This is a genomic window from Paenibacillus thalictri (assembly GCF_004307995.1).
Taxonomy (GTDB): domain Bacteria; phylum Bacillota; class Bacilli; order Paenibacillales; family NBRC-103111; genus Paenibacillus_AF; species Paenibacillus_AF thalictri.
This window is the reverse complement of sequence record NZ_SIRE01000010.1, coordinates 193,293-216,566: the sequence shown is the minus strand read 5'-3', so window position 1 is coordinate 216,566 and position 23,274 is coordinate 193,293. Positions and strand designations below refer to the sequence as shown.

At 52.2% G+C, this 23,274-nt stretch carries 21 protein-coding genes and 1 riboswitch; of the genes, 2 read left to right on the top strand and 19 right to left on the bottom strand.

From position 1 onward, the window contains the following. Nucleotides 1-44 precede the first annotated feature (44 nt). The 12 genes from EYB31_RS15535 to aroA all read right to left on the bottom strand — a co-directional run bounded on the left by EYB31_RS15535 (nt 45) and on the right by aroA (nt 14,242). Nucleotides 45-1,079, bottom strand: a complete 1,035-nt coding sequence (locus tag EYB31_RS15535; protein ID WP_131014256.1) for a sirohydrochlorin chelatase — start codon at nt 1,077-1,079, stop codon at nt 45-47. Between the two features lie 15 nt (nt 1,080-1,094). Continuing rightward, on the bottom strand, nt 1,095-2,939 hold the full coding sequence (gene cobJ / locus EYB31_RS15530; protein WP_131014255.1) for a precorrin-3B C(17)-methyltransferase: 1,845 nt from the start codon (nt 2,937-2,939) through the stop codon (nt 1,095-1,097). A 24-nt stretch (nt 2,940-2,963) separates the two neighbouring features. Next, entirely contained in the window at nt 2,964-4,031 is a 1,068-nt protein-coding gene (gene cobT / locus EYB31_RS15525; RefSeq protein WP_131014254.1) for a nicotinate-nucleotide--dimethylbenzimidazole phosphoribosyltransferase, read from the bottom strand. 185 nt (nt 4,032-4,216) lie between these two features. Next, nucleotides 4,217-4,948 carry an adenosylcobinamide amidohydrolase gene (locus EYB31_RS15520; protein WP_240762453.1) on the bottom strand — a complete coding sequence of 244 codons (732 nt, stop codon included), beginning with the start codon at nt 4,946-4,948 and terminating at the stop codon, nt 4,217-4,219. Nucleotides 4,949-5,153: 205 nt separating this feature from the next. Next, nucleotides 5,154-5,368, bottom strand: a riboswitch (cobalamin riboswitch). Nucleotides 5,369-5,525: 157 nt separating this feature from the next. Further along, nucleotides 5,526-6,335 carry a hydroxyethylthiazole kinase gene (gene thiM, locus EYB31_RS15515; RefSeq protein ID WP_131014253.1) on the bottom strand — a complete coding sequence of 270 codons (810 nt, stop codon included), beginning with the start codon at nt 6,333-6,335 and terminating at the stop codon, nt 5,526-5,528. Between the two features lie 23 nt (nt 6,336-6,358). Continuing rightward, nucleotides 6,359-8,137 carry a phosphoenolpyruvate--protein phosphotransferase gene (ptsP, locus tag EYB31_RS15510; RefSeq protein WP_131014252.1) on the bottom strand — a complete coding sequence of 593 codons (1,779 nt, stop codon included), beginning with the start codon at nt 8,135-8,137 and terminating at the stop codon, nt 6,359-6,361. Then, complete coding sequence (locus tag EYB31_RS15505; RefSeq protein ID WP_131014251.1) at nt 8,130-10,019, bottom strand: glucose PTS transporter subunit IIA; 1,890 nt, start codon at nt 10,017-10,019, stop codon at nt 8,130-8,132. The genes ptsP and EYB31_RS15505 overlap by 8 nt, the downstream gene beginning before the upstream one ends. Nucleotides 10,020-10,243: 224 nt before the next feature. After that, nucleotides 10,244-10,759, bottom strand: a complete 516-nt coding sequence (locus tag EYB31_RS15500) for a hypothetical protein (RefSeq protein WP_131014250.1) — start codon at nt 10,757-10,759, stop codon at nt 10,244-10,246. Nucleotides 10,760-10,926: 167 nt separating this feature from the next. Then, nucleotides 10,927-11,580: a thiamine phosphate synthase gene (gene thiE / locus EYB31_RS15495; protein ID WP_131014349.1), complete on the bottom strand. Its 654-nt coding sequence runs from the start codon at nt 11,578-11,580 to the stop codon at nt 10,927-10,929. Nucleotides 11,581-11,605: 25 nt separating this feature from the next. Then, nucleotides 11,606-12,031, bottom strand: coding sequence for a CoA-binding protein (locus EYB31_RS15490; RefSeq protein ID WP_131014249.1), 426 nt, complete (start codon nt 12,029-12,031; stop codon nt 11,606-11,608). A gap of 21 nt (nt 12,032-12,052) precedes the next feature. Next, nucleotides 12,053-12,904, bottom strand: coding sequence for a C39 family peptidase (locus EYB31_RS15485; protein WP_170318236.1), 852 nt, complete (start codon nt 12,902-12,904; stop codon nt 12,053-12,055). Between the two features lie 42 nt (nt 12,905-12,946). After that, a complete protein-coding gene (aroA, locus tag EYB31_RS15480) occupies nt 12,947-14,242 on the bottom strand; it encodes a 3-phosphoshikimate 1-carboxyvinyltransferase (RefSeq protein WP_131014248.1) in 1,296 nt (431 codons plus the stop codon). A gap of 373 nt (nt 14,243-14,615) precedes the next feature. Between aroA and EYB31_RS15475 the strand changes: the two genes are divergently transcribed. After that, nucleotides 14,616-14,909 carry a rhodanese-like domain-containing protein gene (locus EYB31_RS15475; RefSeq protein WP_131014247.1) on the top strand — a complete coding sequence of 98 codons (294 nt, stop codon included), beginning with the start codon at nt 14,616-14,618 and terminating at the stop codon, nt 14,907-14,909. A 3-nt stretch (nt 14,910-14,912) separates the two neighbouring features. Here EYB31_RS15475 and EYB31_RS15470 read toward each other — a convergent pair whose 3' ends face one another. Beyond that, nucleotides 14,913-15,419, bottom strand: a complete 507-nt coding sequence (locus EYB31_RS15470) for a shikimate kinase (RefSeq protein WP_131014246.1) — start codon at nt 15,417-15,419, stop codon at nt 14,913-14,915. A gap of 298 nt (nt 15,420-15,717) precedes the next feature. Here EYB31_RS15470 and EYB31_RS15465 point away from each other — a divergent pair, with 298 nt between their 5' ends. Then, nucleotides 15,718-16,053, top strand: coding sequence for a hypothetical protein (locus EYB31_RS15465; RefSeq protein ID WP_131014245.1), 336 nt, complete (start codon nt 15,718-15,720; stop codon nt 16,051-16,053). Between the two features lie 21 nt (nt 16,054-16,074). Here the strand turns inward: EYB31_RS15465 and gndA are convergent, their stop codons facing one another. From gndA to EYB31_RS15435, 6 genes are all read right to left on the bottom strand, one after another. Next, nucleotides 16,075-17,484 (bottom strand): NADP-dependent phosphogluconate dehydrogenase, encoded by a 1,410-nt coding sequence (gene gndA / locus EYB31_RS15460; protein ID WP_131014244.1) that lies wholly within the window; start codon nt 17,482-17,484, stop codon nt 16,075-16,077. 32 nt (nt 17,485-17,516) lie between these two features. Beyond that, nucleotides 17,517-18,284 (bottom strand): SDR family oxidoreductase, encoded by a 768-nt coding sequence (locus EYB31_RS15455; RefSeq protein WP_131014243.1) that lies wholly within the window; start codon nt 18,282-18,284, stop codon nt 17,517-17,519. Between the two features lie 89 nt (nt 18,285-18,373). Further along, nucleotides 18,374-19,927: a gluconokinase gene (gntK, locus tag EYB31_RS15450; protein ID WP_131014242.1), complete on the bottom strand. Its 1,554-nt coding sequence runs from the start codon at nt 19,925-19,927 to the stop codon at nt 18,374-18,376. Further along, nucleotides 19,924-21,195 carry a nickel pincer cofactor-dependent isomerase, group 22 gene (locus EYB31_RS15445; protein WP_131014241.1) on the bottom strand — a complete coding sequence of 424 codons (1,272 nt, stop codon included), beginning with the start codon at nt 21,193-21,195 and terminating at the stop codon, nt 19,924-19,926. Before EYB31_RS15445 ends, gntK begins: the two co-directional genes overlap by 4 nt. Next, nucleotides 21,195-22,211, bottom strand: coding sequence for a LacI family DNA-binding transcriptional regulator (locus EYB31_RS15440; protein ID WP_131014240.1), 1,017 nt, complete (start codon nt 22,209-22,211; stop codon nt 21,195-21,197). Before EYB31_RS15440 ends, EYB31_RS15445 begins: the two co-directional genes overlap by 1 nt. A gap of 238 nt (nt 22,212-22,449) precedes the next feature. Continuing rightward, nucleotides 22,450-23,046: a hypothetical protein gene (locus EYB31_RS15435; protein WP_131014239.1), complete on the bottom strand. Its 597-nt coding sequence runs from the start codon at nt 23,044-23,046 to the stop codon at nt 22,450-22,452. Nucleotides 23,047-23,274 lie beyond the last annotated feature (228 nt).

Genomic DNA, 23,274 nt, shown 5'->3' with positions numbered 1-23,274 from the left:
CTTTCCGAATGTATTTCATCATAATTGTCACTTATGACCAGCGATCATTTATTGTGATCATGCTTATGGTCGTGGTCATGAGCGTGTTCGTGGCTATGTTCATTTTCATGCGCATGATCGTGGTTGTGATTATGGTGATGCTCGTGAGCTTGTTCATGTTCGTGTTCATGTTCGTGTTCATGTTCGTGTTCATGTTCGTGTTCATGTTCGTGTTCACGCTCGTGCCCATGTTCGTGCTCATGGTCATGGTGATGATGATGTTCATGATGCGCAGCCGCTTCCAGGCGGTATTTGCAGTTGTCGCAGTTCATGAACGCCTGGCCTTGCACCGCTTCGGCCACACGGTCGAGCAGCAGCTCCACCAATTGCGGATGGAAGCCGAAGTATCCCGCCAATACGACATGCACATCCGGGTTCCTCTCGGCAAAAGCCGCCGTTAATTCTTCAATCCGCTTGATCAGCACGCCTGTAAACAGAAAATAAGGGAGCACGTAAATCGTCTTCGCCCCAAGCCGCAGACACCGTTCCAGCCCCTCATCATAAGAGGGTTCCGTAACGCCGATAAAGCAGCTTTCCGCCCATTTCACCGGCACCTGCTCCCACAGCAGCCGTGTCATTTTATAAAAATCGCTGTTTGCGTCGCTATCGCTGCTTCCCCGTCCGAGCAGCAGCACAGCCGAATTGGCGACTCTTCCTTCTTCTGCGCCGTTAGCGGCAAACCCCGCTTCGCTCAACCGTGTTTTTAAAATATCGGTGACTTTCCGGTGCACGCCGATCGGACGTCCGTAGGCAAATTGAACATGCGGATATTTATGTTTGGCTTCGTCGATTGCAGCAGGGATATGCAGCTTGGCGTGTCCGGCCGCAAACAATATAATCGGCACCAGCACGACCCGCGAAGCCCCTTGCTCTACGCAGCGGGCGATACCTTGCAAAATATTCGGCGAAGCAAACTCCAGAAAACATGTCTCAATCATAAATTGCGGCGCCATGCTGCGGACTTGTCCGGCAAACTGCAGCAATTCCTCATTTCCTTCGGGATCACGGCTCCCGTGGCCGACTAACAATATTGCGTCCATGTTAATCTCCCTTCATCAATCGCCGCAAACGGCATTCACTTCCACTTGCGGCGCGTGCTCCCGATGCAGGAAGCCCGCCACGTCGCCAACACGTTTGAAAAATTTATGAAAGCGTTCATTCGGATGGCCTTTTTCCGTATATAAACGGAAAATTTGTTCGACAACCGGCACGATTTCCTCCGCGGAAATGCCTTCGGCGACAAGCTGCGCGGGATGCGCATTGCGTCCGATCTTTTTGCCTCCAAGAAATAAATCGTAAGCGCCTCTGCGGAATACAATGCCGATGTCTTCCATCACCGCGCCGTAACAAGCCATGCCGCAGCCGTTGAGGCCAATCATCAATTCCTTTGGTGTTCTGACTCCGCCCAAAAGCCGATTCAACTGCTCCGCGACCGGAATCGCCTCATCTTTCTCCAAATTGCAAAAATCGCACGCCTTCACCTGCGCCACATCGCCTAACGGAAACACTAGCAGCTTCTCCTGCTTAAGCCGTCCGATCAGTTCGGCCGGATCTTCGGTCTGTACCCGCAAAATGACCTGATGGTTCGGCGTATATTCCAGCTCGCCGGTTTCTCCCGCCATATCGGCCAGCAGTGCCATTTGGCGTGCTGTGAACTTCTTATTGGCAATACCCGGGGATACGCCAACCTCAAAAATCGAAACTTGTTTGCGTACTGTAGGGACCTTTGGTTCCGTTTCCGTAAACGCGCCGCCGGATATAACGCCTTTCGCTTTTAACGTTTGCAGCGCCTGTTTAGCGAGCTCAACCGGATTCCGTGCGTTGCTGCGTAATGGTTGATCTGCTTGCGGGCGCGTTTGAGCACTCCAAACCGCCGCTCCCTGCGGCCTCGCTTCAACGGCGACGGCAGCGCCCCCAGACACTGCTGCGGCTGCCTCACCTTGAGGTGTCTCTCCCCAGAAAGGGATACCGGGCTCATAAGCGGGTTGGCCCGTACCGCCGGCTTTTGCCGCTTGAACGAAATCTGGCGTTTCCTCTTCGCTCTCCCAAAAATCTTCCTCATCCCTGTTCTGAAGCGCCCAAGGCTCCGCTTCCGGACGAAGCCGCTCATGCGGCTTCAGCGGCTGCTCCAGCGTATCCAGCGTATATTTGCGCTGATATCCGCGTGGGGTAATCATTTTTCCATGGTAGGCAAATGTAGACGAGTTGCCGATAATCACCGTCGTCAGCATGCCGATATCGTGCTCAAGCATAGAACCTAGCGTTGTCAATATGACTTGCTCACGATCGCGATAGGCGCTTTTCACCAGGCCCACCGGCGTATCCGGCGAACGGTATTTCATAATAATCCGCTGGGACTCGACAATTTGCCGTGTCCTTCTCCCGCTTCTCGGGTTGTACAAAGCGATGACAAAATCGGCCGAAGCCGCCGCTTCCACACGGCGCACAATTTTCTCCCAGGGGGTCAAATGATCACTCAGACTGATCGTGCACGCATCGTGCATGATCGGCGCCCCGAGCAGCGACGCGCAGGAATTAATGGCCGAAATACCCGGGACCACTTCCACCTCAACGCCGGTGTCGGGAGTCCAATTTTTGCCGATCAACACCTCGTATACCAATCCCGCCATCCCGTACACACCTGCGTCACCGCTGGAAATAACTGCCACCTTGCGGCCCATTTCCGCCTGCCGGACCGCCTCTTGCGCCCGGCTTACTTCTTCGGTCATGCCGGTCCGCACGATTTCTTGATCCGTAAGCAGTCCGCGAATCAAGTCAACATAAGTGTTGTAACCGATAATTACATCGCTTTCCTGAATGGCTGTACGCGCCCGTTCCGTGATATGTTCAAAATTCCCTGGGCCGAATCCGATAATAAGCAGCTTTCCTTTCATCGCTATCCGCCTCCTTTTTTACGACTCATCTTATGCTTCTGGTTCCGGCGCAGGGCTTGGAAGCCCCAGATCGGCGAAAGTCGCCATCTCATCGGTCAGCTTCAGCGCGGCCTCCATCAGCGGGAAAGCAAGCGCCGCTCCGGTCCCTTCTCCGAGTCTCATACCGAGATGCAGCAGCGGACGCAAACCGAGCTCTTCAAGCAAAATGCGATGGGCCGGCTCTACGGAAAGGTGAGATGCGAACATATACGCCTTGCATCGCGGCTCCAATCGAAAAGCTGCCAACGCCGCCGCTCCGGTGATCACTCCATCGATAACAACCGCCACCTTCCGGGCGGCCGCGCCGAGTATAACGCCGACCAGCGCAGCGATCTCCAGTCCCCCCACTTTGGCGATGACGTCGAGCGGGTCCGCAGGATCAGGCTTGTTTATGCGGATCGCCTTTTCGATTACGGCGATTTTTGCATTCAGCGCGGCTTGCTCCAGACCCGTGCCCGTGCCGGTCAATTCGCTCACGGAACGTCCGGTAAAAACCGCTGACATGGCGCTGCTTGGGGTCGTATTGCCGATGCCCATCTCCCCGAGAGCCATAACCGCGATGCCTTGGTCAGCCAATTCGTGAGCGGTTTTTATGCCGGTTTGAATCGCCTCCAGTGTTTCCGCACCAGACATAGCCGGACCTTTGGCCATGTTGTTTGTGCCGCCGCGCACTTTGCGGTTCACAATCCCTTCCGGGGTTGGGTCAAGCCGGCTGCCGACATCAACTACACATACCTCCGCTCCGAATTGCCGGCTCAGCACATTAATGGCCGCTCCGCCGCGGACAAAATTGCCCATCATCAGTCCCGTCACCGCAGAAGGATAAGCGCTGACGCCTTCTTCCGTCACGCCATGATCCCCGCACATGACAACTACCGCCTTACGTTCCAGCTTCGGGTCCGGCTTGCCCTGAATTCCGGCCAGACGGACGGCCATATGTTCAAGCTCCCCCAAGCTTCCAAGCGGTTTCGTCAATTGATTTAGACGATGCTGCATGGCCCTCATGGAAATTTGGTCGGGCTGGGTAATCTGTTCGATCGTCTGTTGTAAAATGTCCATCCGTTTCCTCTTCCTCTCTACCCTTACGCTCCATATCGCATCAAGCCATTTTGATTATCAATGGTAAAAGTGAACCCACCCTATAGCAGAATCGGTAAGACTTGTTCTCCGCCCTAAGAGGGCAAGAACTCATCTTAATATTCGCGCGTTGCTTATGCTTAAGTCCCGGTCTTCGCTCATACCGGTTATGACTTGGTCCCGCGCTGCATGGCTCGAATCGCCTCTACTGATTCCTTGACGGAATCGTAAACCGCTCGCCCGATCGCATTGCCAAGCGCAGTCGCCGTCCCCGCATGTAGATGAACGGCATCCGCAAAATATTGCGGGCTGGAACCTATGACTATCGCATCCGAAGTCGTTCCCGTTGCAATAAGCCCCGTGTTTGCATCCATGACCTGCAGATCGTGAAGCGCCGCCGCCTTCGCTTCCGTTGCCGCCACCGCTGCTTCTACCAGCGCGGAATCGGTCATCGCCCCTTGGACAAATATCATAATGTTGATCGTTCCGGTTTTGTAAGCGGCGTATACCGGCCGCGGCATACCGGCCCGCGCGGCATTCCCTACACCTGCCGTCGTACAAACGACAAGACCAAACCGCTCCCCGCACGCCTCTTGAACCGATGCATTTTGCAAATAAGCGGCCGTCATGAGTCCGATCGTACCTGCCGCCGGATAACCGTGAGATTGGATGATGTTCTCCATATCCCTCTCCGGGTAACTGCAATCGTAATCTTTGGATACGTGCACATTGATAAAATGATCGGCTTTCCCCAGGCCGCCTCCAACGATGGCGCTCGCCAGTACGGAAAGCATCGATTCGGAGCGGATCCGAATAAGATTGTGCTGCAGCTGCATCTTAAGACCTTCCCATACCTTCGGCCGATAGAAGGCCGCTCCTCCGGCAAACGGCAATGCCAACTTGGTCCACCCCGTTTCAACATTGGTAAAAAAAAATCGCTGCAACCGCAAAAAAATAGAAGCATTTCCGACAATGGGTCAGAAAATGCTTCTATTTACGTTAATAATAGAATAATAGATTCCATGCATAAACAAGGAATGTGTAATCCTACTATTAGGATAAACGCTGCAAGTTTTCCGACACCACCCTAATTCCCGTAGGTAACAGTGTCTTCAACATCAGGTAGGTCTCCTGACTCAGAGCTTCCTTTCCAGCGTCTTCCCGGAATGACTCCAGTGACTTTATGCAGAAAAGTTAATCGGCTTTATCATGCCGATGCTCCTTACAGTGGCGGGTCCGTGCCGGATTTAAACCGGACTTCCCTTTTAAGCCGAATCTCACAAATCATGCAATCCGGCACCTGATGGAAACAGTATTCAATTCTTTCATTAATGCTGCTCTTAACGATACAGTAACTATAACATTAGCCGGAAGGTGTGTCCAGAATCCGCATGAAGCCCGTCATGAAGTCCATAGGACTGCACACTAAATCAACTTGCACGGCGAAATACGCAAATCAGCGATGCCGCGTTTAGTTTAACCGACTTGGCTTACCGCCGCACGGCTGCGCAGGTCGTCGCCGCTTACTTTGGACAATTGGTTTAAAAATTCCTGCTGAAAGCTTCCCGGACCCGCATCGGAGGTAAGCGCCGCCGCTTTCTCCGCGGCAATGCCGTATGCGGCAAGCGCCGCTGTGGAGGCAACCAGCAAATTGTTCTCCACCGCCGCAAAAGCGCCGATGACCGATGTCAATAAACAACCGGTTCCGGTTACCTTCGTAAGCAAGCGGTCGCCGTTGCTGATCTTATACGTCGTTTCCCCATCCGTGACGATATCGTCTTTTCCCGTTACGACAACGACGCAGCCCAGCGTGCGGGCCGCTTTTTGCGCTAGTTCCGTGGCGCTTCCCGCGCCTTCTCCGGCATCCACGCCTTTGATCGCCCAATTTTCCCCGATCAGATTGGCTACCTCGGCGGCATTTCCGCGAAGTACGGATACGCGTATACTTTGCATGATCGTCCGGGAAGTTTCGGTTCTGTAGTTCGTCGCTCCCGCTCCCACAGGGTCAAAAATGACCGGGATGCCGTGAGCATTCGCCGATTTACCGGCCAACAGCATGCTGTTGACGACATGATCGTCCAATGTGCCGATGTTCAGAACCAACGCTCCGGCAATGCGGGCCATATCCTCCGCTTCGTTGGGAGCGTATGCCATCACCGGAGATGCGCCAAAAGCTAACAACCCGTTTGCCGTAAAGTTCGTGACGACAACATTGGTTATATTAAACACCAAAGGATTGCTGCTCCGCACCCGTTCCATAGCATCTACGAGACTTTGAACATTCATATGATTCAACCTGCCTTTACCCTTTATTGTAATGAGTCCTGAGTGCTTTGCCGCTCCTTTTTGGCAAGCGTGCGGCTCAGCATGTCCTTCTGCATATGTTTATTCAGCACACCGGCTACCGCTTCGCTTGTTTTGCAAGAAAACAATTGATCCATCATCAACACGGAGCTTTTTAGCGAGCTTTGCAAGATGCTGTTTTTTACTTTCAGAATCGACTGCGCCGACATGCTTAAATCGGTGATGCCAAGTCCCAGCCACAAGGGCAAAGCGCGGATGTCTCCCGCCATTTCGCCGCATACGCTCACCGGGATGCCCTGGCGGTGCGCCGCCTCCACCGTAAGTTTCAATAAACGAAGCACTGCGGGATGATACGGATCGTACATATGGGCAATCGCTTCATTCATTCTGTCGACCGCGAGTACATATTGCACCAAGTCGTTTGTCCCGATACTGAAAAACTGCACTTCATCGGCGAGCAGATCGGCAATTAACGCCGCTGCCGGCACTTCGATCATGACGCCGACTTCAAGGTTATTTTTAAACGGAATGTTCTCTTCCGTTAATTCGCTTTTCGCTTTCTCCAAAATTGAATTGGCCGCACGTACTTCGCTGATGGAAGAAATCATCGGGTACATAATTTTCACATTGCCGTAATGACTTGCGCGCAAAATGGCCCGCAGCTGCGTCTTGAACAAATCTTCCCGGTCCAGCGAGATGCGGATGGCGCGGTAACCGAGAAACGGATTCTCTTCTTCCGGAAGCGAGATGTAGTGAAGATTTTTATCCCCGCCGATATCAAGCGTGCGGATAATCACCTGCTTGTTTCCCATCCGTTCGGCTACCTGCTTATATACCTCAAATTGCTCGTCTTCCTTGGGCAAACTGTCGCGATCCATATACAGAAACTCGGTCCGGAATAAACCTACGCCGGTTGCGCCGTTCTTCACAACCAAATCCAGCTCCTTCACCGAGCTGATATTGGCCGCCAGATGCATCATCACTCCGTCTTCGGTCTGCGCGGGAAGATGAGCCAGCTCCTGCAGCTGCTCCCTCATGCTTGCCCATTCCCGCTTGCGAACCATATATTCTTCGGTCCGCTCCTCCGACGAATTTATATGAACGATCCCCTCTTCCCCATCGATAATTAAATAATCTCCGGTTTGTATCGGTTTCTGCAGTTTGCCTTCCAATCCCAACACATAAGGAATTCCGAGGGCGCGAGCCATGATCGCCGCATGGGAAGTTTTGCCCCCGAGCATGGTCACTACGCCAAGCGCAGAGCTTAAATCAAGATGCGCAAGCTGTGAAGGCGAGAGTTCCTTGGCAACGAGAATATACGGCTCATCAATCGGCAGCATCGGGCTCTCCAGCTTGCCTAATAAATGCTTCAGCAGCCGGTTGCCCACATCCTTAATATCCAAGGCGCGGTCTTTCATATACTGATCGTCCAGCAGGTCGAACATGCCGACAAATTTATCGATCGTCTCCCGCACGGCCACCTCAGCCGCCTTATATTGCCGCTGCATGATGCTTTGCACTTCGTTCATAAACACCGGGTCTTCCAAGATGGCCAGATGGGCATCAAAAATCGTCGATTCTTCTTCACCGATCAAACCCGCGATTTCATGTTTAATATGCTCGATTTCGGTCTTAGAGCATTGAATGCCCTCATAAAGCCGTTCGAACTCAACGGCCAGATCGGCAACATCAATCATTTTTTCGGGAAAATCCCACTCGAGTGCCGGGATGACAAAGGCTTTCCCCATCGCGATGCCGGATGATGCACCTATCCCCTCAACCAACAGTAGTCCCTCCCTCTCCCACAGATGATTTCAGCACAACGGACATTACTGAAGTCTGGCCTTTTTTCACCGACGTATAAGGAGCAAAGCTCCACGACTTAACTTGATTAACGTTTGTGATCAGCATAGGCGTCGCCAGCGATTTGCAATTCTTTTTCACTTTCTGCAGCTCGAAACGGACAAGCAATTGCCCAGGCTCAACGATATCGCCTGCTTTGACATATGCGGTGAAATATTTGCCTTGAAGCGCTGCGGTATCGATACCGATATGCAGCAATACTTCCAGCCCCTCTTCCGTCTTGATGCCAAGCGCGTGCAGCGTCGGATAAATTAATGTGATTTCGCCGGCGACCGGGGACACAAGCTCCCCTTTGTCCGGGATGAAGGCAACTCCGTTGCCGACAAGCTTGCCGGAAAAAATCGGATCCGGCACTTCTTCAAGCGGAATCATCCGCCCTTGCATCGGCGCGCTGAACAGCACCTGCTGAACGTCTTTGCCGATGACTTTTTTGATCTCCTCACGGATCAGCTCGGAATAAGTGCCGAATACAACCTGCACATTGCCGCCGCCAAGGCGAATGACGCCGGCTGCGCCAAGATGTTTCAGCGAAGTCGTATCCATGAGCCGGTCGTTCTCCAGCGTAAGCCGAAGCCGCGTTATGCATGCTTCCATTTTCTTAATATTTTCTTTTCCGCCCAGCGCTTGAAGAATTAACGGAGAACGGTATGGAATATCGCCCGCCCATTCCTCCAACTTAGATCCTTCTTCGCGCCCCGGTGTCGGTATTTGAAAACGGCGGATCGCCCAGCGGAACAAAAAGTAATAGACCAAACCATAACCGATGCCAAGCGGAATAAGCATCCATCCGTTTTTAGCGAGATGCAGGTTGATCAGAAAATCGATCGCCCCGGCCGAATAGGAGAAGCCATGATGAATATCAAGGGCGTAAGCCGTCCACATCGACAAACCCGATAATAAAGCGTGAAGCACAAACAAATAAGGAGCTACGAATAAAAAGGCAAACTCGATCGGCTCCGTTACGCCCGTCAAAAACGATCCAAGGGCCGCGATCAGAAAAGTCGCCCTGATCTTTGGCTTCAAATCCTCGCGTGCTTCATGGATAATAGCCAAGGCAATCGCCGGCAGTCCGAACATCATGATTGGATATAACCCGGCCATATAGATCCCGGCTGAAGGATCTCCGGCAAAAAAACGCGGCAAGTCGCCAAACACCATTTGCCCTTGCTTGGAGTAGGCCCCGATCTGGAACCAGAAGAAATTGTTGAAAATATGGTGCAAGCCCGAAGGTACCAGCAGCCGGTAAATGACGCCGTACATAAACGCTCCAAAGCCGTCTAGGCTTAATATCGCCCGCGACAGCTTTTCCATCAGCACTTGGAGCGACGGACCGATCTGCACCATCAGCCAAGACAACAGCAGCGCGACGATCCCCATTATAAGCGGCACGATACGTGGTCCGCCGAAAAACTGTATATATTCCGGCAGCTGCATGTTTTTGAACCGGTGAAACGTAATCGCCGCAAGCAACCCTATCAATATACCGCCGGGAACGCCCAACTGAAACGAAGGGCCAAGGTAATGCATCGTTACCTGCGTGAACATATAATAGCTGATTAAAGCCGACATCCCTGCGATTCCGGCGCTTTCCGTCAAACCAAGAGCCACGCCGACGGCGAAAATCATCGGCAAATATGTAAATACGATTTCTCCTGCAAAGCTGAATATATCCCCCAAACGTTCCAAAGAAGCCCCTTCCCAGGGCATGTTTCCGAGCCGGAGCAAAATGGCGCCGACCGGAAGGGCGATCGTCGGAAGCATAAGGGAGCGGCCAAACTGCTGCAGGTTGCCCATCCAGTTCATGGTCGATTCCCCCTGTTAATAAAAACGTTAGCTATTACGATGGTAATTCGAGACGGGCATTTTGTCAACGAGCGCTTATAAGCCCCCTAATGTGCCTTGTACTCGCGCATTGCACGCCTTCCTGTCGCTTCGCTTAGCATCGGCGCGCCGCGCTTTACAAATAGCGTTGATATAATACAAGAAGCGGGCCAATTGGCCCGCCATTATGCGCATATTTGCAATTTTTAAAATTGGCGGCTGTTGAAGCCGTAGCTGCTTGGCATAAAGCTGTTTATGCCAGCACCATATTGCTGAGTTTGTGCCGTTTGGGCTTGATACGATTGGGTCGGAGCTTGGGAATCCGATCTCAAGTAGGCGTCATGGCCCCATTGGTTGCCGCGGTAATTTGCCGTATGGAAGCTTTGCGGCGATTGCTGGTAGCTGGAGTAGGAAGACTGGTATGAAGTCCCCGTTCCGAAGTTTTGGTTGCTTTGGTTGTTTTGGGCCGTTTGAGTGTACTGCTGCTGCAAATTGGTCGGAGTTTGAGAATCCGATCTCCACTGAGCGTCATGACCCCATTGGTTGCCGCGGTAGCTTGCCGTATGGAAATCTTGCGGATTCGCTTGTTTTTGGTTGGTGTAATGGGATTGTACGAAGCCCACCGGCTGATATTTCGCTTGATAACCGCGATACTGGGAATTTACGGAACCGGCTTGACCAAAAGTGCTTTGGGACGCGTTGTTTTGAAATTGATTGTACATGTGTGTGCCTCCTTCAAAATTGGGGTCAGTCTTCACCAATGAGAACTTTTAAGCTTTTTCCCATTTCCGAAGCCTTTCTTATTGTCTCTGTCGGCCCGTTTTTTATGAATGAATGGAGGCTGGATATATAATGCAAAAAAACCCGTCGCTTGCGCGCGGGTTTCATTTCATATACGTTTGCTTAAAGCGGCTTTTACGTTCTGATGCAGCATACTGGCGGCGCTGCGGGGCGCCGCTTGCTTCGTAATCGCCGACACGATCGCTACGCCGTCGCCTCCGGCGGCAATGACCTGAGCGGCATTATCGTGACCGATTCCGCCGATGCCCACCATCGGAATGCTCCATCTTTTCTGAATTTGCCACATCAGATTGGTTCCGATCGGCTCTCCCGCATCGCTTTTGGTCGCTGTTGCATAGATCGGCCCGACTCCAAGGTAGTCGGCCCCTTGAGCTACAGCATATTCCGCTTCTTCCATCGTTCCCGCGGAAATGCCGATAATTTTGCTTGGGCCGAGCAATTTCCGCGCATCGCTGCCCGGAATATCATCCTGACCGACATGCACGCCGTCCGCATCAAGCAGCAGCGCGACGTCAACACGGTCATTGACGATAAACGGCACATGATATTTGCGGCAGAGGTCCCTGATTTGTCGGCCTTGCTCAAGCACTTGATGGAGCGGCGCATCTTTCTCGCGAAGCTGCAGCAGCGTAATGCCGCCTTCCAGCGCTTCCTTGGCCATCTCGGCAGCGGTCCATTTTCCGTTGCCCGACAGTCCCATAACCAAATATACAGGCAAATATTGTTTGATTCTTTGTCGCATCAACACAAATTCACATCCTACGTTCTTATACGTTTCGCGGATTTAATACGGCGTCTTCAACTTTGATGCACCGGTCCATAATGACTTCAAGCCCGCTGCGTTGGGCGATTTCCGCCGCTTCGTCGTTAAAGATGCCAAGCTGCAGCCACAGCACTTTGGCATGAATCGCAGCCGCTTCTTCGGCCACAGGCGGCGTATGCTCGCTGCGCCGGAAGACGTTGACGATATCGACCGGCTCGGGGATGTCTTTTAAAGACGCATAGCTTTTTTCGCCCAAAATCGTTTCCGCGTTCGGATTGACCGGAATGATCCGGTATCCTCTTTTTTGCATTGCTTCGGCGACCATATACGACGTGCGGTCCGGTTTATCCGAAAGCCCGACGACAGCGATGTTCCCTGCCCCGGCCAACATTTCTTTAATATGTTCCCTTGACGGATTTTCGAAAGCCATGTCTGCATCCCTCCAGATGGATTACGATTTTTTGTAAGATATCGCTTGACGTCCCATCGCTTCCCAGATAGCGACAAACTGTTCTTTGTCGATCTTCTGCTTTTCTTTACCGCTTAGCGGATCGTTGATATAAACGTTCTGCTCATCAATGCCAACGACCAGTACCGCATGCTCCATAAACGTAGTTTGAATCGGGCCGATCGGCGTATCCCAGATAACCCACTCCGAAGGAACACGGTAGTCGATCGTTGTCCAAGCGACAACCGGGATGCCGCTCAGTATTTGCTTCTCAACTTCGGCAAACGGCTTACGGGTCAGATCCACAGCGGTCGGAACATACTTTTTCAGCAGATCGATCAGAGCGGAGTGATAAATGCCAAAACCTCTTCCCCTAGTTCCGGTCGGATCTCCGACAAATCCCAAGTTGGGATTTCCCCACGATTGAATGCGCCCATCCTTATTAAATACGATTGGCGTTTTATCGTATTTCATTTCCGGCAGCAGCTCCATTTTGCTTTTGTTCACGCCGTAAAACTGGAGCAGCATCGTCAAACTTGTGATTTCGCAACCGGACGGCAGCTCGGGTTTCTGCCGCACCATAGGAGCGTCGATCATATTGGACGTCTTTGCCGGCGGAAGCTCGGCAGGCTCCGGAGCCGGATTAGCGGCAACGGTGGCTTGCCCCGTACTTTGATTGTCGTTAACCGGCGCTTCCGCGTAAGCGATCATGCCGCCCGCACCTTCGGCTTCCGCGAGCAGTTTGCCCGAAAACTTCGAATAAAGCATAAATGAAAAGACGCCGGCGGCAAACACGAGACCCGCGATGAGAAAAAAGCCCAAAGTCACTTTCATCCCGGCCAACAGTACTCTCATAGCTTTCCCCCTCCGCCCTAGTTTGTAAGACGTGCCGTTATGTTATGCGTCGACGAGTTCAATCTGAGCGCCGAGAGACAGCAAATGATCGAAATATTGCGGGTATGATTTGGCCACATGATGCGCATCGTTGATAGTCAATCCTTTTTCCGAACGCAAGCCAACTACCGTCAACGCCATAATGACGCGATGGTCGTAATGCGCGTTGATTTCAACGCCGCCCGTAACGCCTTCCGGCTTGCCGTGGATGATGATTTCGCTTTGACGCTCCTCCACGTCTGCCCCCGCTTTGCGCAGTTCGGTTACAAAATCGGTAATACGGTCGCATTCCTTATAACGCAAATTTTCGACATTATAGAAACGGGACGTTCCTTCCGCAAAGACAGCAGCAGCAACCATAGCCAGCACCGCATCGGTAAAATGATCCCCGTCGAATTCGCCCGCTTGCAAACGTTGGTTCCCTTGTACATGAACAACGCCGTTTTCATGCGTCAAATTAACGTTCATGGCGCGCAGTACATCAACTACCGCCTTTTCGCCTTGGCGGCTTTTTTCCTCGAGTCGCAGCACTTTTACATCCGAATGGGTTACGGCAGCAGCAGCCAAGATGGCGGCAGATCCCGGATAGTCACCTTGTACGACATATTTTTGCGCCGTATACTTTTGCCCGCCGGGAATTTTGAAATGCATCAAATCGTCGGAAGCTTCGATCTTGACGCCTGCTTGTTCGATCACTTCCAACGTCTGGCCAACGATGACCTTCGATTTCAGATCATGCAGCACTTCGATCTCGCTGTCCTCTTCCAATAGAGGCGTCATAAACAGCAATGAACTTAAAAATTGCGAGCTCACATTACCGGAAACGGTAATTTTACCGCCGCGCGGTTTGCCGCCGCGAATCGTAATCGGCAATTTGCCGCCGTTATGCTCTACCTCCACACCCATTTGCTGGAGCGAATCGATCAGATCGTCATGAGGACGTTTTCCGAGTGAATTCGGGTATGCGTTAATAAAGGTTAAATCCGGGCAAAAAGCCGCGATCGACATCAGAAAACGCAGCACGGCTCCGGCATTGCCGACATTCAGCTCGCCGATTTGTTTCGGATGGCGTCCGAAACCGGTGATTGTCATTTTTTCCTCGTCTTCGTGCAGCTCTGCACCCAAATCTTTGATACAGCGGCGCATCGCATCGCTGTCCTCGCTGTGAGCGGGGTAATAAATCGTGCTTGTCCCTTCGGCAAGCGCAGCAATCAGCATATAACGCGTCGTATAATTTTTTGAAGATAATGCATTGATAGTGCCTTCAAGCCGCTCTGTCGGTTTCACTAAAGCCTTCATGAATTCAATCTCTCTCCTATTCGCCTTCAACTGTTATAACCTATGTATGCAAGCAATCATTCAGCAACGCGACTTATGCCGTGTACGTTACGGAAGCCCGGCGTTCTCCTGCAGGCGGTAAGCGCACACACTCCAACCTGCCGATCCAAAAAGATCCAAGCAGGTTTACAGTCAGTGTACCATACGGAATCGTTCTTGGAAACCGTTTGGAGACGGCCCCGCAAAGCCAATAACGCGCAATTGGCGCCCAAAAATGATTCTCCGCTAAGCACATTAGATCTCATATCATGTAAGGGGTCAAATCCCGTTTGACACCTCGCTTTTGTTTATTCTATCATGAAAACAAATCCACCAAAAAGGCAGGTCATATTTCATGAAATCCATCAATGCCAGTCAGCTTCAATCCCGCTTGGAAAAAAACGACGTACCGGTTATCATCGATGTCCGCGAACCGGAGGAAGTTGCCCAAGGCATGATCGCCGGAGCGATACATATTCCGCTCGGAGAAATTCCCGCCAGACTTCATGAAATTCCGCAGGACCGGGAAACCGTTATGGTTTGCCGCGGCGGCAACCGCAGCAAGCGAGCCATCGAGTTTCTGGAAGAGCAAGGCTATACCAAACTGGTGAATCTGGAAGGCGGCATGATGGCGTGGGATCAGCAGTAACTATTACAGCCTGGACACGATTTCATCCACAACCTGCTCGACGCTGAATAACGTCGTATCGATGGTCATATCTGCAAAATCATAGGCCTGCTTACGCTGTTCCGCCAATTTGCGCACTTGTTCTTCGAAATTGCCTTGGAACAGCGGGCGGTCTTTGTCCGAACGAACCCGCTCTATAATGACCTCGACCGGCGCTTTCAGCGCGATGACAAGCCCCCCTTGCTTTAACGCCTGGCGATTGGTCTCCGCAAGCACTGCGCCGCCTCCGGTGGATACGACAAGACCGGAGCGAGCCATGGTACGAACGACGGCTTCCGTTTCGATAGTCCGAAAAGCAGCTTCCCCGCGTTCCGCGAATATTTGCCTAATCGGCATTCCCTGCTCCCGTTCCACCAGATGATCCGTATCTATCAAATCCCATCCCAGCCGGGCAGCCAATGCCTGGCCTACGGTCGTTTTTCCGGTACCTGCCATCCCTACAAGCACGATATTTTTCGACAATCTGATCATTCCTTCAGGTAAAGTTTTCTCCTATCATATCATAAGCCTAGCTCCGATGAATAGAAACGCGCTTTTTTTCATAATATCAGAATGTACCTATTTTCAGCGGAGCTGAACCATTCTGATATTGCAAGAAAAGCTTCCGCTAGAGCACGAATGTATCTTCATCGAAAATCTTCGATTCAGAGCTTTTCTTATAATATCAGAATGTACCTATTTTCAGCGGAGGTATAAACTCCATTATATGGAGCCAACCTGATATTACAAGGTCTGCGGTTCTCATTTTATTCAAGGAGAGATGGTAGCTATGCACTCAGCGCGTTCATGCCAGCATTCGGTCCAATCGTTAGGAACTTCGGCCAGCCCAACCCAGAAGAAACTGCATCACATCATCAATTCGGACACACCGCTGTGCCGCGAAGATGTCGTATGGATTCTTGAATATATTAAAAAAAAGGTGGCTGAGGAAGATCCTCACTTGCTGGACCTTTCCCAACCACGCTTGCTGCAAAACTTTCGTTTTTTTGCCGAAGTCGCGCTGATGCTTATTCAGCGGAGAAACGGCTTCGATCAAGAACCGGATCGCTTAAAAAAATGGGTGGCCGAGGCGTCCTACGGTCTGTTCGAGCAGGAACGCCGCTAATGTGCGCCAGAGCCCGGCGTACTATTCCATCCAGTTGAAGTGGAAAGAGCCTTCTTTGTCCAAGCGTTGGAATGTATGTGCGCCAAAGTAGTCGCGTTGCGCTTGCAGCAGGTTCGCAGGCAAACGTTCCGTACGGTAGCTGTCGTAATAAGCCAATGCGGAAGCAAATGCCGGTGCCGGAATACCGCGTGTAACGGCGATCGACACGACTTTTCTCCAAGCCGCTTGGTAGTTGTCGACCACTTGTTTGAAGTAGTCGTCAAGCAGCAAGTTTTTCAGTTCCGGATTGCGGTCATAAGCGTCTTTGATGTTTTGCAAGAAACGGGCGCGAATGATGCAGCCGCCGCGGAAGATCATGGCAATGCTGCCATAGTCAAGATCCCACTTGTACTCCTCGGAAGCCGCGCGCATTTGGGCGAAACCTTGTGCATAAGAGCAAATTTTGCTGGCGTAAAGCGCTTGGCGAACCGCTTCGATAAACTCGTTTGCGTCGCCGTCAAACGGCACGTTTTCAGGACCGCTGAGCACTTTGCTTGCTGCCACGCGCTCTTGTTTCATCGCCGACAAGAAACGGGAGAATACCGATTCCGTAATGATCGACAACGGAATGCCGAGGTTCAGCGAATCTTGGCTTGTCCATTTGCCGGTACCTTTTTGGCCCGCGGAGTCGAGGATCACGTCAACCATTGCTTTGCCGGTTTCCGGATCTTTTTTCGTGAAGATATCGGTTGTAATTTCAATCAGGTAGCTGTCCAGCTCGCCTTTGTTCCACTCGGAGAAGATGTTGTGCAGCTCGTCGGTGCTTACGCCAAGCACGTCTTTAAGCAGTTGGTACGCTTCGCAAATCAGCTGCATGTCGCCGTATTCGATGCCGTTGTGCACCATTTTGACGTAATGTCCGGCGCCGTCCGGACCGATGTAAGTACAGCAAGGGTCGCCGTTGACTTTGGCGGAAATCGCCGTCAAGATCGGCTCGACCAGTTGATAAGCGTCCTTTTGGCCGCCCGGCATGATGGCAGGGCCTTTCAAAGCGCCTTCTTCGCCGCCGGAAACGCCTGTACCGATAAAGCGGATGCCGTGAGCTTCCAGCTCTTTATTGCGGCGCTGCGTGTCAGGGAAAAATGCGTTGCCGCCGTCGATGACGATATCGCCTTTGTCCAGATGCGGGAGCAGCGAATTGATCGTGTCGTCCGTTCCTTTGCCGGCTTGGACCATGATCAAAATTTTGCGCGGCGTTTCAAGCGATGCCACAAACTCCTCGATGCTGTATGTGCCAACGAGATTTTTCCCCTTGGCTTCTTCAATAAGGGTGTCGGTTTTTTCACGGGAACGGTTGAATACAGATACCGTAAATCCTCTGCTTTCAATATTTAATGCGAGGTTTTTCCCCATGACCGCAAGGCCGACGACTCCGATTTGTTGTTTCGACATTTGGTTTCTACATCCTCTCGTCTTTATAAATATTAGATCGTCATAGCGCAATAGCCGCCGTCTACATAAACAAGCGAGCCGGTGACAAAGCTGGAAGCTTTATCGGAAGCGAGGTACACCGCAGCTCCCTGAAGTTCTTCCGCTTCGCCGAAACGGTTCATCGGCGTATGACGCATGATCGAATCTATCCGATCGGGAGACAAAATTTTACGATTTTGTTCCGCCGGGAAAAAGCCAGGTACAATCGCATTCACCCGCACGCGGGCCGGCGCGAATTCGCGAGCCAGAAACCGGGTCACATTGTTTACGGCCGCTTTGGATGCGGAGTAAGTAAACACCCGGGACAGCGGAATTTCCGAAGATACGGAGGATATATTGATGATGCTGCCGCCTTCGCCCTTGTCGACCATATGTTTCCCAAAAATTTGGCAAGCTAATACGACGCTCTTCAGGTTAACCTCCATGATGGAATCGTACTCCTCCATCTGGATGTCGAAGAACGGCGTTGCGCTGTTTTTGCCGGGGCAGTTCATCAATACGTCCACACGGCCTGTCCATGCGAGTACATCGGCCAGCAGTTGTTTCAGATCGTCCGCGCTGGTCGCGTCGGCGCTGAACACTTTGGCGTTGCCGCCGGCTTCGCGTACGCGTTGCGCGACTTCCTCGGATTTCTCGGCGTTACGGCCGACTACTGCCACATCGGCACCATGACCGCCGAGACCGACGGCCATCGTACCGCCCAAAGTGCTGTTTCCCCCGATAATCACCGCTGTTTTACCCGTCAAATCGAACAAATTCATGAAAAAAGCCTCCATTCTTTTCATTATAATCCACCAGGGATTGGGTTGGAAGAGCATATTGCATTTTCGTTATGCAAGTTTCGCTTGCGTTACTTCGTATGTGCTTTCTGGAACGCCGCGATAGCATCAAACTGATCCTTCAACTGGTTGTAGACCTGGCTGTAAATCCCCGTCAGCTCACGGTAAACACCATTATTCTGAGCATTTGGCTCATAACGACGGGTTACCTGCATCCAGTGGTGAACCTTGGAGAAATCGTTGATTTCGCCCATGGCCAGCATGCCTAGCTGCGCAGCCCCCAGACCCGAGCTTTCAATCGAATTCGGCACGGCCACTTCGGTATCCAGCACATCGGACATGATCTGCAGCCAGAACGGCGAGCGGGCAAAGCCCCCTGAAGCGCGCACTTCTTTCGTTTTGCCGCCCAGTTCTTCCAGCGCCGTAGCAACGGAATGGATGCGATACATTACGCCTTCCAACACGGCGCGGATCATATGTTTCTTCTGGTGATACAGCGACATTCCGAAAAATACGCCGCGTGCGTTGGCATTCCAATATGGAGCGCGTTCTCCGGCCAGCAGCGGCAAAAAGATCAGTCCGTCCGAACCGGCCGGCACCTCTTGCGCCAGCTGCGTCAAATAATCGTACGGGTCCATGCCGCGGCGGATGCCTTCTTCGGCTTCCGCTGTCGCCAGCTGATCGCGGACCCACCGGAACATGATGCCGCCGTTGTTAATCGCGCCGCCGACACACCAGAAATCCTCGTTCAGCGCATAACAGAACAACCGGCCTTGCGGGTCGGTCAGCGGTTTCTGCACGACGCCGCGAACCGCTCCGCTTGTGCCGATCGTCACCGCATAGATGCCCTGCTCAAACGCGCCTACGCCGAGATTGGCCAGCACGCCGTCGGAAGCGCCGGCTATAAACGGCGTATCCTCGCGCAGCCCCATCGCTTGCGCAAACTCCCGCTTCATGCCTTCCAGCTTGTGGGTGGTCGATACCGGATCGGGCAGCTGCTCGTGGCGTATTCCCGCCGTGCGCAGCGCCTGCTCGTCCCAATCGAGCGCGCGCAAGTTAAACAGCCCGGTGGCGCTAGCGATGGAATAATCAATCACCAGCTTGCCGAACAGTTTGGCGAAGATATACTCTTTAATGCCGAGAAATTTAAAAGCCGTATCATGAAGGTCGGGACGGTTGTCTTTCATCCACATCAGCTTGAGCAGCGGCGACATCGGATGAATCGGCGTGCCCGTGTTCAAATAAATTTGATGGCCGTTATGTTCTTGTTTAAGTATGGTTTCATAACCTGCTGCGCGGTTATCCGCCCAAGTGATGCACTGTGTCAGCGGATTGAGCTCGCGGTCGACCGCGATCAGGCTGTGCATGGCGGAACTGAACGATACGCACAATACCTGATCCGCGGAAATACCCGATTTTGCCACCACGCCGCCAATGGCGCCTACAAGGGCCCGGAATATTTCATCCGGGTCCTGCTCGGCGATATCCGGCTTAGGCGTATGCAAAGGGTATTCGATCGAATGCGAAGCAAGCACCCGTCCGTCACGGTCGATCACAAGTGTCTTGGTACTGGTCGTACCCAGGTCCGCAGCTATGATATATGGCTTTGCTGCTGCCGAAGTCATTTCACCAAGTTCCCTTCGCTGTCAAATTGAAGATCGTACGGTTCGGTCAAAATTTCGATATCCGGATGATTGCGCGCTTCCTCCAGCAAATTGACGGAAATCTCGATTTCCCCCAGATGAAGCGTATCTTTAATCCGCACCATGCGGCATTTGGTGTAATCCAAAATGTTGCACGTTTTGACCGCTGCTTTGATTGCGTAATAATCGTTCTCCAGCGTTGTCGCGATTTTGGTCGGCGCGCAAACAGTGGAAGTAAGGCCGTTGACGGTTGTGGCGTCGCGGTCCATCTGATCGACAAGCCGCTGGGTCGTAAAATCGGCGGTGCCGACGCCGTTGGCATTGCCTTTCGTTTCCGGCGTCAAATCAAGCACGACCATCTTCGATACGTCGGGTCCGCCATGCGCATAAGGCGTCGGATAACGCCCGGTCACGTTTGGATCCATGCCGTCGCCGCTGATGTTTTTGCCGATATAATCGATAATAAGAGCATCGATTTGGCCGAACAAAATTTTCGGCAGCCGCGCTTTCGCTTCTTCCAGCAGCTGCTCTTCGCGCGCTTCGATTTGCGCCGCAGGCAGCACCTCAACGCGGCACGTCTCGTCGTACGCATTTTCGACCAAAGCTACGCCGAACAAAATCGGCAGCTTGGCGAGCATAATATTGGCCATAGCCGGCACATTCTCGGCCATATATTTGAAACCAAGCTGGTGGCATGCCTCAGCGCCCTTCTGCTTGCCCAAACCAATCGAAATCATCTTCATTATGCCGCTTTCGATCCGGCCGCGGAAGGCGGTATGCGGTTTGACGCGGTTAATGACAACGATGGCGTCGGCTTCCGATGCGTATTTATCCACATAGACCGGCAGGCCGTTCGGGAGTTCGTCGAGCTTGACCACTTCCATCGTCGAACGAATCGGGGCGCCCATCGCTTCTTCCGTTACACCCAAATGGTGCAGCACTTCCTTCTGGCCTTCCGCTGTAGCGCCGCCATGGCTGCCCATGCAAGGCACGATAAACGGCTCGCCGCCCGCCTCTTTGATCGCGTCGATCGTCGTTCTCGTGAACTGAGCGATGTTGGCCACACCGCGGCTGCCGACGGCTACCGCTACGCTTTGTCCCGGCTTGATCTGATCGATTGCGCCCGGCTTGCGCAGCTCTTGGCGCAGATCCTCCGCCGGCTGATCCAGCTTGGCTGCGTCAAATTTTTGACGGATGCGTACCATTTGCGGAATCGGAATGTCCGCCAGCACTGTTCTTAAGATGCTCATTACATTGCGCCTCCTGATATGTTTTTGACAGAATCGCGGATCACCAGCTCAGTATGGAAAAAGATCGTCTCCTCCTGAGTTTGCTTTGTTTCTATAAAATCAAGCAGCCTTGCGGCTCCCTCCCTGCCGATGCGGTCTATGGGACGTCTGACTGTCGTTAACGCCGGGCTGGTATACCCGGAAAACAGCTGCGCGTCAAAACCGGCGACGGAAATTTCGTCGGGCACCTTAAGGCCGCTTTCCTGGATCGCTTTGATCGCGCCAAGCGCCATCTCGTCGTTGCAGCAAAACACCGCAGTCGGCAGCTCACCGGATATGCCCGAAAGCAGCTGCTTCATCGCATCATAACCGCTCTCCAGACTATAGCTTCCCCTAACCTGGTATTCCGGTATTACCGCGAGCCCGTTTTGAGTCAAAGCGTCCTTATAGCCTTCCCGGCGGGCCTGCGTCGATTTGAAGGTTTCTTTCCCTTCAATAATGGCGATCCGCTTGTGTCCCTGCTGGATCATATAGTCTACAATCCGGTAGGCGCCCCCGCGGTCATCGGGAATCATATTCATGACCTTGACCGGATCCACTTGCCGGTTCATCACGATTAGCGGAATTTCCTTGGCTTTCACATGCTCGATAAACGGCTGGTCCTGTTCGCTTTGGCTCATGACCAAAATGCCGTCAAAACTTTTTCTGGTGATGCCGTCATACGACTTGTAATCGTCGATGCCGCGTACAACCAAATTGTATTGTTCCTTAATGACATCGTTAACGCCTCTGACCGATTCATAAAAAAAGCCGGCCGACGTTCCCGTTTGAAGCGTTGAAAAAAAGAGCCCTATATTGTATGATCGATCAAGCACCAGACTTCTCGCGCTGTAGTTTGGCGAATAATTGAGTCCTTGGGCGAGCGCTTTAATGCGCTCCTTGGTCTCCGGATTGATCAGAGGGCTGTCGTTCAGCGCGCGGGAGACGGTCGTATGCGAGACGTTTGCAAGTTTGGCAATATCTTTAATGGTGACCAAGTCTACCACCCCGCGTTCATCATATCATAGTGGTGCACACGTTAACAACGGGTTTTGCGATTTTCGCAAAAAACATCGCTTGTGCGCAAAAAATGAAAAACTTTCAACCAGCACTTTCGAAAAGTTCGCCGGCGGCCGCTTATAAGAGTATGCTCGTCAGCAGAAGGTTTCCATTCCCCGGCAAAACAAATGGCCCGTGCAGAAGCATCGCACAGGCCATCGTTATTCAAGCAATCGTTCACATTTCCAGCAGAAGCATCTCATAGCGCAGGTCCTTCAACCTTTCCTTGCTTTCCTCGGCCGCCTTCAAATCGCCGGACTGCAGCGCATCGCTGAGCGTTGCCAGCTCATAGTCCAGTTCCATGCGCAATACGGGAATGCGCTGATCCGGACGTTTGGAACGGAATGCGTGCATCATTTCCTCTACTGTAACAACAGGTTCCTTTTGAAATAACACTTTATGCTCCACCCCCGATATTTCAACCATACGGATAATTTCCCCGAACATAATGTTCTCGATCAAAATTTGCCTGTCCTTGAACCTTTTCACCACCGCATGACCGCGGGTGTCGCCAATCATCTTCTCCATCAGCTCTGCCAACTTCTCGTCTTTAAACGAATAATTCCCGACAATTTTGTAACGTTCCCCAATGCGTTGGAACTTCAGCTTCACCAACTTGCGTCCGGTACGGATGGAGATGATGAATTGCTGCTCATTCTCATTCCAATACAAGGAGTAGCCTTCCTGGATCAGTGCCTTTATAAAGTTACGGATTAGCCGGCGATCAAAACGCAGCTCTAGGTTGCAGTACTCCACTTCGTGACTTTTACTCACGGCAATCCCCTCCCCATGTAGTATTTTCGCCAGGCAGCAAGGCCGAACATCGATTACAGACAGCCCGTCAGTTAATGGAATTTTCAGATAATTCTGTCTTACCTCTATCTTATTATGAATAGTATGATTTAGCAACTTGGATTATTGTCTTTTTTTTAAGGAAACCGAACCTAAATTTTGGTAAGCATGGGCAAAAAGCAAACCGCCCAGCAGATTTGAACTGCGGAC

Bases quoted from the DNA above. Each gene is read 5' to 3' on its own strand.
- aroA (WP_131014248.1), bottom strand. From the start codon at position 14,242: ATGAAGGCTTTAGTGAAACCGACAGAGCGGCTTGAAGGCACTATCAAT.
- EYB31_RS15455 (WP_131014243.1), bottom strand. From the start codon at position 18,284: ATGAATTTGTTCGATTTGACGGGTAAAACAGCGGTGATTATCGGGGGA.
- gndA (WP_131014244.1), bottom strand. From the start codon at position 17,484: ATGTCGAAACAACAAATCGGAGTCGTCGGCCTTGCGGTCATGGGGAAA.
- EYB31_RS15465 (WP_131014245.1), top strand. From the start codon at position 15,718: ATGCACTCAGCGCGTTCATGCCAGCATTCGGTCCAATCGTTAGGAACT.
- EYB31_RS15535 (WP_131014256.1), bottom strand. From the start codon at position 1,079: ATGGACGCAATATTGTTAGTCGGCCACGGGAGCCGTGATCCCGAAGGA.
- thiM (WP_131014253.1), bottom strand. From the start codon at position 6,335: ATGAATGTTCAAAGTCTCGTAGATGCTATGGAACGGGTGCGGAGCAGC.
- EYB31_RS15445 (WP_131014241.1), bottom strand. From the start codon at position 21,195: ATGAGCATCTTAAGAACAGTGCTGGCGGACATTCCGATTCCGCAAATG.
- EYB31_RS15470 (WP_131014246.1), bottom strand. From the start codon at position 15,419: ATGATCAGATTGTCGAAAAATATCGTGCTTGTAGGGATGGCAGGTACC.
- EYB31_RS15485 (WP_170318236.1), bottom strand. From the start codon at position 12,904: ATGAGAGTACTGTTGGCCGGGATGAAAGTGACTTTGGGCTTTTTTCTC.
- EYB31_RS15505 (WP_131014251.1), bottom strand. From the start codon at position 10,019: ATGAACTGGATGGGCAACCTGCAGCAGTTTGGCCGCTCCCTTATGCTT.
- gntK (WP_131014242.1), bottom strand. From the start codon at position 19,927: ATGACTTCGGCAGCAGCAAAGCCATATATCATAGCTGCGGACCTGGGT.
- cobT (WP_131014254.1), bottom strand. From the start codon at position 4,031: ATGGACATTTTACAACAGACGATCGAACAGATTACCCAGCCCGACCAA.
- EYB31_RS15490 (WP_131014249.1), bottom strand. From the start codon at position 12,031: ATGGCTTTCGAAAATCCGTCAAGGGAACATATTAAAGAAATGTTGGCC.
- thiE (WP_131014349.1), bottom strand. From the start codon at position 11,580: ATGCGACAAAGAATCAAACAATATTTGCCTGTATATTTGGTTATGGGA.
- EYB31_RS15500 (WP_131014250.1), bottom strand. From the start codon at position 10,759: ATGTACAATCAATTTCAAAACAACGCGTCCCAAAGCACTTTTGGTCAA.
- EYB31_RS15475 (WP_131014247.1), top strand. From the start codon at position 14,616: ATGAAATCCATCAATGCCAGTCAGCTTCAATCCCGCTTGGAAAAAAAC.